The organism is Natrarchaeobaculum aegyptiacum (genome assembly GCF_002156705.1).
Taxonomy (GTDB): domain Archaea; phylum Halobacteriota; class Halobacteria; order Halobacteriales; family Natrialbaceae; genus Natrarchaeobaculum; species Natrarchaeobaculum aegyptiacum.
In genome coordinates this window covers 1,175,002-1,191,338 of the sequence record NZ_CP019893.1, presented here as the reverse complement: position 1 = coordinate 1,191,338, position 16,337 = coordinate 1,175,002, and the positions used below count along the sequence as shown (strand labels likewise).

The following is a 16,337-nucleotide window of genomic DNA, read 5'->3' as shown; positions in this document are numbered from 1 at the left end:
CTCCGTACTATTCCCCATATTCTGAGAATTGTAGAAAATTCCAATCTGACAAATGCGACAAAATAAGAGGCTGGGCAGAGAACAGTAGTCCACACGGAGGAAACTCCGTGTGAACATGCTCCGACCGCCTCTCTCCCTTACCAATAGCCACAGGTGTGGTCTTCTTGCTGGGAGGGGCCGGGGCGCCCCCACGCCCCGGAGGCGGAGTCTACGATACATGATAATCGCAAACCCCGATAAGAACTGTCAGTTGTACAGAGATAAGCCCTATGGGCCGCGTAGAATTAGCTGTTCAGAACGCCAGATTGCTGCACAAAGAGTCACCGAATATCTCTACGAAGCACCGCTAAAGGGGGGTGGCCTGTGTTGACCAGAGATGCGGTTGACGGGTCTTCTGGAGATCAGACAGAGAATCACCCTTCGGATGTCGTCCGTCCGAGTGTGACGATTCTGGAGCGGCAGATACAATTGCTTGACAAAATGGCAGCCGAGAGATACGCCGGAAATCGAAGTGCATGTCTACGAGCGGCCATAGAAGATCATGCAAAATCACTTGAAGGAGAGAACGAATTCAAGGTCAAACAGTTAGTAACAGCAGTACAAGATTTGGAGGGAAAAATAGGCGACCTCCAGGAATCATTACAAGAAAATTTAGAAGAAAAATCAACTGATGAGGACCTTAGGAAAATTTCCCAACATCAGAGCAAGGATTCGGGAAGGCAGAGCCGAATATATGACCTCATTCGCAGCCAAGGATCAATCTCACTTGATCAGATCGCATCGCAGGTTGATGGATCACTGGTAGAGCTCAAGAGCACACTCCAGACCTTGTGTGATCAAGGTTTAGTCAGTAAAACTAGGTCATCAGGGCGAATAGAATACGAAATTAATATGGCTGGGGTGTCAAACGATGAATGAGAGAAACAGCGAAATTAAAGATAAGTTAGAGCTGAATACAAGATCAAAACTAGGAAATGAATATCTGTATTCCGAATGCGGGGCAACAATATCTAGAAGCACTGCGAAAACCTATCAGTCGTATTTAAGAGGGTATATTGAGCATTTAGATGAGAATTCGGTAGAAGCTCTCACGGCAAAATCTCAGAATGTACGCTCTTACTTGAAGAAGAGAGCTCGACAGGGTAAGCGAAAAGCTACACTTAGATCAGATCTAACGGTAATCAAGGGGCTGTACAAATGGATCCGGTTGGAAACAGAAAAAGAGGCTCAAATTGATTATCTTTTTCTTGAGAACATAGATATCGAACGGTTCCGTACACCCCCAGCGATCGAACGAGAGCCCCTAAATAAAAGCGAATTAGAGGCTCTGTATGATGAACTGGATACTTTTCGAGATCGGTTGATGGTCACAGTTGGAGCAGAACTGGGCCCACGTAATATCGATCTCCGAAAAATTAGAGTTGGAGACGTTGACTTTGAGAACAGAACAATCTGCCTATCAGATACAAAGACAAGCGATAGGTACTCTCTCCCAATCAGTGATGCGTTATCAGTGGAGCTCAAACACTGGTTGACTTTGTATCGACCAACGTATCCGTCTTCAGAGGATCACGATTACGTATTCCCCTCCAAACACGGCGGACACCTCTCTGAAAGTCGTCTATTGGCAATTGTTAAAGAAGCAGCTCGGAACGCAGGAATACAGGAAAATCTTGGAGAGTCGAAGGTGTCTGAGCGAGAAAAAGATGTACTCGGTATTGATTCAGATGTTCGAAAATGGAAAAAAGTAACAGTCCATGCACTTCGCCACACTTTCAGTCATTCAATGGAAGAAGCAGGGCTCTCGCCTGAAGCCCGACGTGACGCTCTAAACCATAAGTCTACAGAAACCACTGAGAAGTATTATTCAAGCAATAGTACTGAGTATAAAGAATTAATAAGAGAGTTGCTGCACAAGGAACGGAACAACGAAGACAACTAACCCCATCATTTGCTTCTCATTGGTCTTTAGTTAAGCCCAGTAGTAATACTTGGCTATGGATTATGCGCACCAGTATCAGGGACGAGAAGAGTCATGGCTCGGACTCTGGTGTTGTCGATATCGATCGATAAGTTCTCCTCGCAAACGCTATTTTCTTCCCGCAGCCGACTTGAAAAGGCTGAATCTGGACAGAAAATGATGCTGCTGGGTATTACTGTGAGTATTAACTAAAGACGGATGTTTGCTTCTATACTCTTTTCATAGAGATCTCTGTCAGGTAACGACCTTAACCACTATCTGCACCTCAACTCTCAAGATACACTTTGACAGTACCCACTGAGTGACCACTGCACTTCTACAAACACGAATTCTTGGAACCGGAGTGGTCACTGAGTGACCACTTATCAGAGAACTCCCTGAAATGGCATAATTTCAGCTGGAGGTTCTATCTTAGTCGAATAATTCTGGAGGTGATACAATGACCTGCTTTGAGCAGGTCGAGGGAACGAGTGACTCTTTTGAGTCTCTCGACAGTGCAGCTGAATCCTACCTGAGTGAATTGTCAAGTAGTGCACCCGACTCAACTTTTTGGTCACATCAAACTGTAATCACTAAACTCAGAGAGTGGATTCCAGAACCCAGTTCCTCTGAAGCTTGGTTAGAAAGTCATCAACTGTGCCGATTTGTTGAGTACCTGGCAGAGAATACTGCTCAGGATATTACTACTATCTGTGGACATATGAATTCTCTAATAAACTTTCAGTCATTCATTCACCAAGAGGATCCAAACATTCTCAAGGCAATATTGCTCTCGGAAATCAAATCATCAGATGTGATAGATTATAGTGAGATCGATGAACACATTCTCGGTATCTCTACAGGTGCTGACATCCAAAGTCTATCCGATCGGATTTCATCGTTGGTAACCTACCTCCGTGAGCGTCAGTTTGGTACTCGGGTCCACGTATATGTAGAACTCATACTTGATACATGTAGCCAAGCAGGGTGTGTACGAAATCTCGAGCTTGAAAACGCCAATTCGGATAACGGTACTATCGTAATCTCGATCCCAGAAACGCACCTTGTAAGCAAGGCTGGTCTCGTAACACAGAGAGTTGCAAATATTTCTCCAGAAACTTCTGAAGCTCTTGAAGAGTTCATAGCCTATGAACGGAAAAAGCCTACAGAAATCTCTGATAACCCATTATTGACGACTTCCCATGGGAGAGCGAGTGAATCGACGCTTCGACGGGAAGTGAAACAAGCCAGTGAGAGAGCGGAAGAATATCCTGGTGTAGCGTCACCTCACACACGACACCAAACTAGTTGCGTCGTGCCCAGTGAAATTTGGCAGTATTCAATTTTGCAGTTCCTGGAGGGACAATGAACGAGAATATTGTCCATCTGCTGTCGGAGATCGATGACCCTGAGACTATCGAGAAAGTGCTGAAGCAAATGGATGTGGACGATACGTCCCAAGAGAGTTCTCCTCGAAATAGATTTGCTCAAGCCACCCTCTCTGATCTCTACAAGCGATTTCTTTCACGCAGGCAGAATCGGAGCCCGTCAACGCGGGCCCAGTACAAGCGAACAATTCCTCGATTCGTTGAATTCGCAGCAGACAATGACATTACGAACCCAGTAGAGATTTCTTCACCGTTGGTTGATGCGTACGTCGACTACTTACAGTCGGAATATGACTCTGACGCAACGATCCTTACGTATACGAAGAACGCACGCACATGGCTTCGGTGGCTCAGCCAACGGGAACTATGCGACGAATCAATTTACAGAATCCTCGATAAGGAGGAACTCGGTCTGACTCCAAGAGCTCGTGACGAGGCGATTCCGAAATCTGAAGCCACAGGTATCCTTCATCGACTCCGGCAACGTCGACGAGGTTCTGGTATGCATGCTCTCACAGAGCTTCTCTGGAATGGTGGACCACGTATTGGTGGCGTACACTCTCTTGATGTCCCTGATTTTGATCCCAAGAAGAAAGAACTCCGCTTCCGTCACAGACCGGAAACAGGAACGAGGCTAAAGAATGGAAACAAAAATTCGAACACAGCTGGTGATGGTGAGCGAAACATCGTGATTAAAGACGAGGTCATAAGCGCAATTCAATTGTATATCGAGACAGAACGGCCTGACGTTACTGACGAGTACGGTCGAGAGCCGCTATTTGCGACAGAATACGGACGGGCATCTCGGTCGACACTTCGGCGATGGGTGTACGAAGCTACGAGCTGCCGCTGGAATCCAAAAGATGTGGATAATTGCTCGTGTGATGGTAGCTGTAATCCTGATTCGAACGTATGCCCAGAGTCCATCCGTTCTAGTTTAACAGGTCGGGGTATCCAGAGACGCCAAGCTAGAATCGTCAGTAACTAGGAATGTGAGAATCCGGTGGGAAGTGTGTACAAACCACCGGATTCAGTAGTTGTGAACCGAATTCAAAGAGCGTTTCCATCCGATGAGTTGCGCGAGCGTGCTCGCGCAACGAATCTTATCCAGCGAGAGCGGAAACTCGACGTCGTCGCGTTGTTTTACACGCTCTCCCTCGGCTTTGCCGCTGGTTCTGATCGATCCATTCAGGCGTTTCTCGAACGCTACGTCGAGATGGCTGACTGCGACGAACTCTCGTATGCGACGTTTCACGGCTGGTTCAAACCAGGGTTCGTCGCACTCCTTCGAGAGATTCTCGATGAGGCCATCGAGAATCTCGACACCGGCCAAACCGAGCTGAGCGGACGTCTCGAACGATTTCGAGACGTCCTCATCGTCGACGCGACGATCATCTCGCTCTACCAAGACGCCAAAGATGTCTACGCACTCGATGATGACCGAGCCGGGGCGAAACTCCATCTCACCGAATCGCTCTCAACGGGACTTCCAACGCGATTTCGGACGACCGACGCGAGCACCCATGAACGGAGCCAGCTACCCACCGGCGAGTGGGTAGCTGGCGCCCTCATTCTGTTCGATCTCGGCTACTACGATTTCTGGCTGTTCGACCGCATTGACGCCAATGATGGCTGGTTCGTCTCTCGCGTCAAAGAAAACGCAGACTTCGAAATCGTCGAAGAACTCCGGACGTGGCGAGGGAACAGCATTCCGCTAGAAGGCCAGTCGCTGCAGGCCGTCCTCGACGACCTGAAGCGACAGGAAATTGACGTACAGATCACGCTCTCGTTCGACCGCAAACGAGGGTCGGGCGCCAGCGCGACCCGAACCTTCCGATTAGTCGGCGTTCGCAACGATGACAGCGGCGAGTATCATCTGTACCTGACGAATCTGGAGAGAGACGACTACCGCGCGCCCGATATCGCACAGCTCTATCGGGCGCGCTGGGAGATCGAACTGCTGTTCAAAGAACTCAAATCACGGTTCGGTCTGGACGAGATCAACACGACCGACGCCTACATCATCGAGGCGCTGATCATCATGGCAGCACTCTCGCTGCTGATGAGCCGGGTTATCGTCGACGAACTCCAGAAACTGGACGCAAAGCAGCGAGACTGCGCCGACGACGCCGCGGCGTCGTCGACGCGGCTTCCTCGACGACGATGTTCACACGCTGTCGAACGCCACGCTCATCTGATCCAGTTGTACCTGATGTTGGATCTGGGGTACGAGCTACCGGATCTCGATTCGTTGTTGCTGTGGTCGTCACGAGATCCAAATCCACACCGTCCGAGGTTACGTGAACAGGTGGAGTCAGGCGAGTTCTGGTAACGAACTCGCCTGACGAGACGGGCTGGATCGCCCAGGCTGGTCAGCGACGGCTCTGGAACGGCGGCGCACTCACGACTGCGAGTGCGCCGCCTTCGACGGGAGACATGACCAAGAACCGGCTGGTTTGCTTGAGCAGCAGCTATCTCGGTATGATTGCGGTGAGACTCGACGCATTTTCGGCGTGATCACCGTCTCAGTTAGTCGCTAAGCTAGAACGGATGGCCCAGAGTCTTATTACCCACATGCGATCCGTCGAGGATCGATTGTCAGCCATCTCAGCGGTGGCCTCCGGAGAGAACGAGCAAGTGAGCGATTTGACGTCTCTGTGAAGGTGATCAAGAAGCATTACGATCCTCGCACGGAACAAGATCGTCTCAACGATCGACGTGAAGCAGTCAAGCAGTCGTGGGATTAAGCTACGATACCAATTACACAGAACGGCTTTGTTGAAACTCGTTTCTTTAACTCTCGGAAAATACTGCTCATTACACGTGCGAATTAACCGGGGTTCCAGACAGCAATAGTGTTTTATCAAATGAAGTCAGCCATTCGCCTGTTGACTTTCTTTGTAAACCTCACGCCGGAGATGTTTTGTTATTGCTTCCTGAACCTCTTCGTTATCCATGAATTTAGCGAAGAGATCCTGATTTTGGTCCATCCGGTCGATGAACATCCCGGTCAATACGTCATCGAACTCAAGCGCGAAATTCTCTTTAGTGTTGACCTGAGCCGATCGTCGGATGTGGTCATCTTCGAGAGCGTCCTCTTTGATTTGGTCAAGGAAAAGCTGGTCCGCCTCAGTGAAGTCCGTACCCAGCTTTTCATTGATTTTCTCAACAATTGTTGAAAGCTCGACTTCTTCGTCGTCTTGACTGCCCGTACCGGTTTCCGTCGGTGAAGATACACCTCCGCCACTGGAATCGAGTTCAATACTTCCTTCGTCCGATTTCTCCAATCGGTAGTATTGGAGCGCAAGTTCGTCGTTAAACTCTACCCTCGACTCGCGTGAATCTCGAGGGAGTTCCTTGTAGAGGAAACGACCGAACGTATAGAGCTTTTCCAAAGTGGTATCTGAATAGTTCACCACCTGTGACTGGAACTTGTACAGCCTGAGGAACGAACGGAGCTGGGAACGGAATTCATCTTGCGTCTCCTCATCGGACACCATGAACCGGTCACGTGCCGGTTGAATGAGACTGCTCAACTTCGCGTGTGCTTGCTCAGTTCCCTTATTCTCCGGACTAAAGAATGCCTCCGCAAATTGATCAACCTCCTGCTGGGTGTAGATCTGGGACGCGTTCAAATCCGACTCCAGCTGGTAGATGTGCTGTGGGTCGGTTGCTTCTTCGAGAGTGGTTTTCTCGTAATAGGGCTCGAAAGCCTCATAGATGTCCTCACGGTCGTTTTCGAAATCAAGGACGAAGGTGTCTTCTTTGCCAGGATGAGTTCGGTTCAGGCGGGACAACGTTTGCACGGCTTGAATACCAGAGAGTTTCTTATCCACGTACATCGTGTGTAGAAGCGGCTGGTCGAACCCTGTCTGGTATTTATCGGCAACAACGAGAACCTGATATTCTGGGGTATCGAACTTGCTCGGGAGTTCGGACTCCTTGATTCCGTTATTCATCTCCCGTTCAGTGTACTCGAAGCCGTCATCCTCAACAGTCCCGCTGAACGCAACCAAGGCACTCAGATTGTATCCATTCTTTTCAATGTACTCGTCGATCGCTTTCTTGTACCGCACAGCGTGTACGCGCGACGACGTCACGACCATCGCCTTTGCCTTCCCACCGATCTTGTGCTGCGCGTGTTCGCGGAAGTGCTCAACGATGATCTCGACCTTCTGAGAGATATTGTGGGGATGCAGTTTCAGGAACTTCGAAACTGCCTTGACCGCCTTCTTCTGGGGAACTTGCGGGTCCTCCTTGATGACTTTCGCTACGTTGTAGAACGTATCATACGTCGTGTAGTGCTGAAGGACGTCCAAAATAAATCCTTCTTCGATGGCCTGGCGCATCGAATACAGGTGGAACGGTTCAGGCTTGTCCCCTCCCTCAGGAACGGTTCCAAACGCTTCCAGCGTTTTCCCCTTTGGCGTCGCCGTGAACGCAAAGAAGCTGAGGTTCTCCTGATTGCCTCGTGTCTCTGCACTCTTCACAATAAGATCCTCAGCATCGTCGTCTTCATCGATATCGATGCCGGAGAGGATCTGCTTCATCTCATGGGCCATCTCGCCGGACTGGCTACTATGTGCCTCGTCCACTACAACGGCATAATCACGTTCGGGGAGTCGTTTCGCGTGTTCGATGACGTGAGGGAACGTCTGGAGCGTAGTGATGATAACCGGTTTGCCAGCTTCGATAGCTTCCGCGAGTTCCTGGGACTTCGATCCCTGTTCGCCTTTGACCGCGTGGACAACGCCGGTCTTGTGGTCCAGTTCGTAGATCGTGTTCCGTAACTGCTCGTCGAGTACGGTTCGATCCGTGACCACAACAACGCCATCGAAGACCGCCTCATCGGCATCGTTATGGAGCGAGACAAGTCGATGGACGAGCCATGCGATAGACTTGCTCTTCCCGCTGCCGGTTGAGTGCTGAACAAGGTAGTCTTCACCAGCACCGTTTTCCTGTGCAGCGTCCACGAGTTGTCGGACACATTCTAACTGGTGGTACCGGGGGAAGATGATGGTCTCCTCTTCGTCTACCTTCACACCGCCCTTCCGAATCTCCTCGGTGTCGATGTGGATGAACCGCTGGAGAATCTCCATCCAGCTGTCCTTCTCCCAGACCTCTTCCCAGAGGTAGGCCGTCCGGTGACTATCTTCTCGCGGGGGATTCCCGGCACCACCGTTGTGCCCCTTGTTGAATGGGAGGAAGTGGGTATCGTCACCATCCAACTCGGTCGTGTACTCGACCTCGTCTTGGTCAACGGCAAAGTGCACTAGCGCCCCTCGCTTGAATTTTAGTGCAGGTTCACCGGAGTCGCGGTCGGACTTGTACTGAACCTTTGCGTCAATAACACTTTGATCAGTGAACTTGTTCTTCAACTCCGCGGTGGCCACCGGAATTCCGTTGACGGTCAACGCGAGGTCGATACTCTTCTTCGGGTCGGTCGTCGAATAGTAGAACTGCTGGGTGACACCCAGACGGTTCGCCTCGTAGCGTTTCTGAACCTCAGGGTTCAGTCCGGTGTTCGGCTTGAAAGCCGCGAGGTCGATCGTGGTCCCGGTGGTCCGAAGACCGTGGCGAAGTAGTTCCAACGTCCCTCGTCCCTCCATCGCACTCGTGAGGTCCTGGAGGAATCGTTTCCGAGCGTTACCCTTGTACGCGGTTTCCAATTTCTCCCACTTCTCCGGCTGTGTCTCTTTGACGAAGGATACGACGACATCCGGAAAGATACCCCTCTCCCGGTCAAACTCCTCGGACGGCAAGTACCCGTAATCACTGTGCTCTACGAGATTGGATGCGATTAAGTCCTCAAAACTTTCTTCATCGTAAGTGCCGTACGTCATACGAGACTTTCCATCTCTTCTGACACATCCCAGTCACTTAAATCAGTTCGTCCAGTGATAGCACGCTTGACGAAAGTCTGGCGCTTCTCCTTGAGTAAGTGAATTCCTTGTTCTATCGTATTTATAAGTGAATTAATCTTGGACAAGTTGTCCGAAATGTGTTGTGCGATCCTTTGCTGTTCGTCTGCTGGAGGGAACCAAAACTCCTCGCTCAACATTGCCTCTCGGTTAAGTGTTCGATTGCGACCAGCTGCTCCCGGTGAATTCCAATCGAGAACTCCTTGTCCGTAACCATGCGTGAAAAAGTATTTCAAATACTCTAGGCTTATCTCTTCATTTCTTGGAACGTACATTGGGAAACGGTGAGAAGCAATCATTTCATTCTCAGCCTCAGTACTTACAGCGACCGCACCTTCCCAAGCAAAAACAATATTAAATATCAATGCTTTTTCAACAACTTCAAAGACATTTTTGTTCCCGATTTCTTCGCCTGTGACGGGATCTTTATGGAATATCCCCTTCCCGTGAGATCTGATGCCGATTTCTTGGTATACCTCATCGTCACTAACCTCCACTGGGTGCTTCACTTCTTCAATAAGGCTGCCTATTCGTAACCTCTCCCAGTGAGAAGGAACTGATCCGATCCACTCTACCTCTGTCTCCTTCATCTCTGTATTCGAGTCGATTCCTTTAGTAACCGACTTTGTGACCATTGCTTCCCGCTTCTCTTTCAACTTCTCAACCATGTGTTCCTTCTTCTCAATTAAAACATCAATATGAGATCCGTGATGATCAACAAAATCAATAATTTCTTTTTGTGTCTCTAATGGTGGAAGAGGAAACGGTGTTGCCGCTATTTCATTAGAATCCAAACTCTCTACTGTGGCACCTTTTGATCGCCACAGGTTAAGTAATGTATCTCGGTACCCGCGTATGAACAGTCGGATAAATCGTACGTCAAAATCATCTCTTGTGGGAATGAGTGCTCGAAGGTCTTGATTGATAGCTACTGGCTGGGAAGCTATAGCAACAGGGATAGTACGTTTCAAAATCCCGGAGCGAGCGACAATCAAGAGTGAGCCTTCCGGAACGAGGGAGGAGGAACTGTCCTCTAACCCCTTTTGCGTGATATATTCCTCCGAGTCCTTAATCTCACTTGATTTCATGTCTTTTGGAGAGACCCATGGGATATCGCCATCCCAGTACGCTGACTGGCTTCTGGATGGAGTCCCTCCTCCAGTAAACTGGAAGAGGTACTTTAGCGGAATAGACTCCCAATGGGTGGGTACACTGCCGAACCACTGTTTGTTCATTCCATCACCTCTTGGAGTAGATCATTAATTTCACCTTCTAATTTCTGAAGCTCTTCGTCGATTTCCTCTAATGAACGAGGGGTCTCGTAATTGTAGAAATAACGATTGAAATTAATCTCGTAACCAACTACTCCTAATTTGCCGTCCTGATCGTCAAAGTACTTATTACTTTCATTGATCCACGCATTCTCAATATATGGTTCGACATTTTTTTCAAAGTATTCGTGGGGATCCTCGCCTAATGGTACTCGCTCTCTCGTTCGGAGATCGGTATCATGCTCTGGCTCTCCATTACTGTCTGTTACAATCTCTGCTTGCGGATTACGCTCCCCTAACGCTCGTTCGATGGCGTTGTATACACTCTTGCGTACCTCAACACCATGCATATTGAAGCAGAGTTCTACTTCGTCGATGAACTCGTCTCGATCCAGCCATTCCTTCTCAGAGTCAAACGTTGATAACGCATCTTTGATTGCTTTTTGAGTATCTTCATCACGGTTCGTGAATGCCCGTTCGTCCCCCAAGCTCTCAATACGTTCTTGGCTTGCTTGGAAACTCATCCGGAGTGGGCGATCAATTACAATGCGGCGGTAGCCAAATTCCTCATTGTCGAAGATTTTTGAGCGACCGTTTGCCTCAAGGTCACCGAAAATGCTAGTGATTTCTGCAATTTGCTCGTCGGAGAGTTTATGTCGCTTATCACCGAGACTTTCGTTCATCTTCTCATACATGTCCCGGGCATCGATAAGCTGAATCTTTCCTTCCCGATGCTCAGGCTTAGTGTTGTTGAGAATCCAGATGTACGTATAGATACCCGTGTTATAAAACAAACTCTCAGGGAGCCCCACAATACATTCTAGCCAATCATTTTCGATGATCCATCGGCGAATAGCGGATTCACCACTGTTCGGACCACCCGTGAACAGAGGTGATCCATTAAACACAATTGCTGTCCGCGACCCACCCTCTTCAGGCGGCTTCATCTTACTGATCATATGTTGGAGAAACAGAAGAGCACCGTCGCTAACGCGCGGCGTACCAGCACCGAACCGGCCAGCGAACCCCTGTTCTTCGTGCTCTCGCTCAACCTCATCTCTGACTTTCTTCCAGGAAACACCGAACGGCGGGTTTGACAGCATGTAGTCGAATTTTTTGCCAGAGAAGCCATCATCAGTAAAAGAATTACCGTAGACAATATTATCGGGCTCCTGACCTTTGATCAGCATGTCTGAGTTGCAGACAGCGTAACTCTCCGGATTTAACTCCTGGCCGAAGACGTGGAGGTTTGCTTCCTCATTGAAGCTTCGTACGTGGTCTTCCGCCACGCTGAGCATCCCACCAGTCCCACAGGCGGGGTCGTAGACCGTGCGGACTGCGCCCTCTTCGGTCAGTACCTCGTCGTCCTCGTCGAAAATGAGGTTCACCATCAGCTCGATGACCTCTCGGGGCGTGAAGTGCTCCCCGGCGGTCTCGTTGCTGAGCTCATTGAACTTCCGGATGAGTTCTTCGTAGATGTACCCCATCTCCTCGTTGGGGACCTCATTTGGATGCAGGTCGATCTCCTTGAACTCCTCCATGACCTGGTACAGGAGGTCCGCCTCATCGAGGCGCTGAATTTGGTGGTTGAAATCGAACTTATCGAAGATTTCCTTCGTCTCCTCGTCGTACGAGTTGATATAGTACTGGAGGTTGCTCGCAATCTGGTCGGGGTCGTTACACAGCGACTTGAAAGTGTACTCGCTGATGTTGTACACCTTCTCACCAGACGCCTTCTTTAGTGCGGGTGCGACGTTCTCGATGCCCTGCTCTTGGAGCTGTTCGTAGCGCTCTAAAACGTCTTCCTTGTTGCGCTGCGTCACGCAGTCGAGGCGACGAAGTACCGTCAGCGGCAGAATGACTTTTTGATACTCGGACTGCTTGTAATCCCCACGGAGAAGGTCTGCGATAGACCAAATGAAATCAGCCTTCTCTCTAAAGTTCTCGACCATCTACGAGAGATGTGTTCATTGAGTATTCTTAAGTGGTGCGGAGAGTCCGTCGAACGACAGCCGGTCGAACTATTATTCAGGGGCAGGACGAAGATCCCGCCAGCGTAGGTGAGCGACATTGCCATCCGTAGTTTCCACGCAGAAAATGTAGGAATCTCTTGGATCATTGGTCTCCTGACCAGCGTCGTCCTCAATGATGTCTACTATGATCCCATTCAAGTCATGTCATCCGTTCTAGTTTAACAGGTCGGGGTATCCAGAGACGCCAAGCTAGAATCGTCAGTAACTAGGAATGTGAGAATCCGGTGGGAAGTGTGTACAAACCACCGGATTCAGTAGTTGTGAACCGAATTCAAAGAGCGTTTCCATCCGATGAGTTGCGCGAGCGTGCTCGCGCAACGAATCTTATCCAGCGAGAGCGGAAACTCGACGTCGTCGCGTTGTTTTACACGCTCTCCCTCGGCTTTGCCGCTGGTTCTGATCGATCCATTCAGGCGTTTCTCGAACGCTACGTCGAGATGGCTGACTGCGACGAACTCTCGTATGCGACGTTTCACGGCTGGTTCAAACCAGGGTTCGTCGCACTCCTTCGAGAGATTCTCGATGAGGCCATCGAGAATCTCGACACCGGCCAAACCGAGCTGAGCGGACGTCTCGAACGATTTCGAGACGTCCTCATCGTCGACGCGACGATCATCTCGCTCTACCAAGACGCCAAAGATGTCTACGCACTCGATGATGACCGAGCCGGGGCGAAACTCCATCTCACCGAATCGCTCTCAACGGGACTTCCAACGCGATTTCGGACGACCGACGCGAGCACCCATGAACGGAGCCAGCTACCCACCGGCGAGTGGGTAGCTGGCGCCCTCATTCTGTTCGATCTCGGCTACTACGATTTCTGGCTGTTCGACCGCATTGACGCCAATGATGGCTGGTTCGTCTCTCGCGTCAAAGAAAACGCAGACTTCGAAATCGTCGAAGAACTCCGGACGTGGCGAGGGAACAGCATTCCGCTAGAAGGCCAGTCGCTGCAGGCCGTCCTCGACGACCTGAAGCGACAGGAAATTGACGTACAGATCACGCTCTCGTTCGACCGCAAACGAGGGTCGGGCGCCAGCGCGACCCGAACCTTCCGATTAGTCGGCGTTCGCAACGATGACAGCGGCGAGTATCATCTGTACCTGACGAATCTGGAGAGAGACGACTACCGCGCGCCCGATATCGCACAGCTCTATCGGGCGCGCTGGGAGATCGAACTGCTGTTCAAAGAACTCAAATCACGGTTCGGTCTGGACGAGATCAACACGACCGACGCCTACATCATCGAGGCGCTGATCATCATGGCAGCACTCTCGCTGCTGATGAGCCGGGTTATCGTCGACGAACTCCAGAAACTGGACGCAAAGCAGCGAGACTGCGCCGACGACGCCGCGGCGTCGTCGACGCGGCTTCCTCGACGACGATGTTCACACGCTGTCGAACGCCACGCTCATCTGATCCAGTTGTACCTGATGTTGGATCTGGGGTACGAGCTACCGGATCTCGATTCGTTGTTGCTGTGGTCGTCACGAGATCCAAATCCACACCGTCCGAGGTTACGTGAACAGGTGGAGTCAGGCGAGTTCTGGTAACGAACTCGCCTGACGAGACGGGCTGGATCGCCCAGGCTGGTCAGCGACGGCTCTGGAACGGCGGCGCACTCACGACTGCGAGTGCGCCGCCTTCGACGGGAGACATGACCAAGAACCGGCTGGTTTGCTTGAGCAGCAGCTATCTCGGTATGATTGCGGTGAGACTCGACGCATTTTCGGCGTGATCACCGTCTCAGTTAGTCGCTAAGCTAGAACGGATGCAAGTCATGTAATCGGTCATGGTCTGGATCAGCTGTATCCGGGATATCAATACGTACGCGGTCTCCTACCTCGAATCGTCGCATTGCTCACGAATACAAACGCTAGAGTCCTGACCATTACGGTCGCGTCCGCTATCCAAAAATCCTATAGAAAACAGACACAGTGCGCTGAAACCCATTCTCGGTGTTACTCCCTGAAAATCTATGATCAGAAAAGCTTGTAGTCAATGAACAAAGTTCCCACTAAGCTACGATAATCAGGAAGACAAGGGACCTATGTTAATCGATAGAGAATATCAATCAATAAATGGACTCAGGTCTAAACCACGTTCCATATGATCCTCATTTATTCGGCTTTCTGGGATGTTCAAATTATATTCTTCGCCTTCCATAACCCGGTTACATAGACCAACTGCTGCACTAGAATATCGTCGGTAGTCAGGACTCTCACCTTCATTCCAGAAGGCGATATGATAGGAATTCTTGAATCCGGTGATGTTAACTCCGCTATCTTGATAAATCGGAACAAGCACTTTCTCTTTGAATTTGTGTGCTGATCCGAGTCCGGTTTCATCGTAGAGATCGCTTGGTGAAAGATCATGGTCAAATAGGAACCCTCGATCTCGTTCTTCTGCTGAGATACCAAGTACCGTTGCCAGTTCTCCTTGGTCTTCTGCAACCTCCTCCAAGCGCTGGTGATCAACAACGCGTTCGCGAGAGGATTTAGACCGCACCACCTCGTAGGTATTTGCCAATAGTTTCCGGAGGTAACGGATGTCAACTTCGAATCCTTCGCCGCTCGCAAACGCTTCGAAGACCCATCCGAAGTCTTTCGCCATGATCTGTTTTACAGAAATATATCGTTCTTCACCGAGTGGAATTCGTTTTCTCAGCGAATATTCGTCTAACTCCTCAATATTACGGCAAAAGTTAAGGAAATAGATGTCCTCAGCAACCATCTCATCTCCGGGCAACAGCTGATTTACCCAAGACAAGATAGAACGAACATTTGGATCAGTGGCGCTGTACCCAACAATTAGAAGTGGGTGTTCAGCAAAATAGGTGAGCATTTTTGAACTAAGGTATCTTTTTCTGTTGACAAATTCATCATAATCTTCAGATGTCAAAATTAATGACTCTGGTTGAGTCACGGATCCATGAATTTTCAGTATTTCTCCAACACTCTTGTGGGGTGCTCTCAGTATTTTCTCACCAACGATAACATCATATTTTTCGTCTTCTTTGCCATCATTGTTAAATATCGTCTCTAAAAACGTATCATAATTAGTTGTTATTACAGCATGCGGTTGTATATCCCTCAATAGATCAATTTCGTTAGCTGCATCTTCTATAGTTAAATCCTCATCAAGCTTTTCTTCCGTGAGTTCATCAACAGTTTCTGGTGTAAGCTCTTTAAAGCGGTCTGAAATCTCTTTTTTCAGAAATATGTCTGGGTTCTGTTCGTAGTCAGGTTTCATATCGGAAAATTTTCGCTCATTTTGATCCCAGGCCCACTGTGAAAAGCGGTCAGCAAGTAGACTACCCATCTCAGGTGGATCGCGGCTTTGCCGATAATACCCATAATTGTATTCAAGCTTTGGACAGCTGGCCGCGAGATTAGACAATAAGCCGTCCCAACTTGGTCCTGAGAAATATCTTTTTGACAGGCCTGAACCGACGAATAAGATTGGTTGAACTGGCTTTGATCCGACCGTCTCCCGGATATCCTCAGTTATCTCTAATTGATACTCCTCAATATCTTCCATACCCCTAGTTCACACTATTTGACTAAATCTTTCCCGATATATATCAGGAACACAGATCCCGCTCATGAGGGCAACTATTGTTCTAAGCGCGCGTAGCGATATTGATCGAAGAATGTTAGAATTTGCCAAGCGCGCTCCGGGTTCAATAATTCGGTTCGAGCATCGTCTTCGGTTGTGGTTGGGAGGATGATCTTCTCGTCAAGTGCTGGTTCCCTCACTTAATT

11 protein-coding genes are annotated in these 16,337 nt (G+C 49.5%); 5 read left to right on the top strand and 6 right to left on the bottom strand.

The window, feature by feature from the left end; genetic code table 11:
• The first annotated feature begins 441 nt into the window (after window positions 1-441).
• The 4 genes from B1756_RS19165 to B1756_RS05915 all read left to right on the top strand — a co-directional run bounded on the left by B1756_RS19165 (window position 442) and on the right by B1756_RS05915 (window position 5,680).
• Complete coding sequence (locus tag B1756_RS19165; RefSeq protein WP_152031261.1) at window positions 442-918, top strand: helix-turn-helix domain-containing protein; 477 nt, start codon at window positions 442-444, stop codon at window positions 916-918.
• Window positions 911-1,942 (top strand): tyrosine-type recombinase/integrase, encoded by a 1,032-nt coding sequence (locus tag B1756_RS05925; RefSeq protein ID WP_086887712.1) that lies wholly within the window; start codon window positions 911-913, stop codon window positions 1,940-1,942. The genes B1756_RS19165 and B1756_RS05925 overlap by 8 nt, the downstream gene beginning before the upstream one ends.
• A 478-nt stretch (window positions 1,943-2,420) precedes the next feature.
• On the top strand, window positions 2,421-3,329 hold the full coding sequence (locus B1756_RS19160) for a site-specific integrase (protein ID WP_152031260.1): 909 nt from the start codon (window positions 2,421-2,423) through the stop codon (window positions 3,327-3,329).
• Window positions 3,330-4,351: 1,022 nt separating this feature from the next.
• Entirely contained in the window at window positions 4,352-5,680 is a 1,329-nt protein-coding gene (locus B1756_RS05915; RefSeq protein WP_086887708.1) for an IS4 family transposase, read from the top strand.
• 541 nt (window positions 5,681-6,221) lie between these two features.
• Here the strand turns inward: B1756_RS05915 and B1756_RS05910 are convergent.
• From B1756_RS05910 to B1756_RS20345, 4 genes are all read right to left on the bottom strand, one after another.
• Window positions 6,222-9,191: a type I restriction endonuclease subunit R gene (locus B1756_RS05910; RefSeq protein ID WP_086887711.1), complete on the bottom strand. Its 2,970-nt coding sequence runs from the start codon at window positions 9,189-9,191 to the stop codon at window positions 6,222-6,224.
• Window positions 9,188-10,504 (bottom strand): restriction endonuclease subunit S, encoded by a 1,317-nt coding sequence (locus tag B1756_RS05905; protein ID WP_086887710.1) that lies wholly within the window; start codon window positions 10,502-10,504, stop codon window positions 9,188-9,190. Before B1756_RS05905 ends, B1756_RS05910 begins: the two co-directional genes overlap by 4 nt.
• Window positions 10,501-12,492 (bottom strand): type I restriction-modification system subunit M, encoded by a 1,992-nt coding sequence (locus B1756_RS05900; protein WP_086887709.1) that lies wholly within the window; start codon window positions 12,490-12,492, stop codon window positions 10,501-10,503. Before B1756_RS05900 ends, B1756_RS05905 begins: the two co-directional genes overlap by 4 nt.
• A gap of 72 nt (window positions 12,493-12,564) precedes the next feature.
• Window positions 12,565-12,711 carry a DUF8139 family protein gene (locus B1756_RS20345; protein WP_479687229.1) on the bottom strand — a complete coding sequence of 49 codons (147 nt, stop codon included), beginning with the start codon at window positions 12,709-12,711 and terminating at the stop codon, window positions 12,565-12,567.
• Between the two features lie 86 nt (window positions 12,712-12,797).
• Between B1756_RS20345 and B1756_RS05895 the strand changes: the two genes are divergently transcribed.
• Window positions 12,798-14,126 (top strand): IS4 family transposase, encoded by a 1,329-nt coding sequence (locus tag B1756_RS05895; protein ID WP_086887708.1) that lies wholly within the window; start codon window positions 12,798-12,800, stop codon window positions 14,124-14,126.
• Window positions 14,127-14,335: 209 nt separating this feature from the next.
• Here the strand turns inward: B1756_RS05895 and B1756_RS20340 are convergent, their stop codons facing one another.
• Both B1756_RS20340 and B1756_RS05890 read right to left on the bottom strand, forming a co-directional pair.
• Complete coding sequence (locus tag B1756_RS20340; protein ID WP_479687228.1) at window positions 14,336-14,431, bottom strand: DUF8139 family protein; 96 nt, start codon at window positions 14,429-14,431, stop codon at window positions 14,336-14,338.
• A 212-nt stretch (window positions 14,432-14,643) separates the two neighbouring features.
• The gene (locus tag B1756_RS05890) at window positions 14,644-16,113 is read right to left on the bottom strand and encodes an SIR2 family protein (RefSeq protein ID WP_086887707.1); all 1,470 of its coding nucleotides are present in this window, start codon (window positions 16,111-16,113) and stop codon (window positions 14,644-14,646) included.
• Window positions 16,114-16,337: the final 224 nt, after the last annotated feature.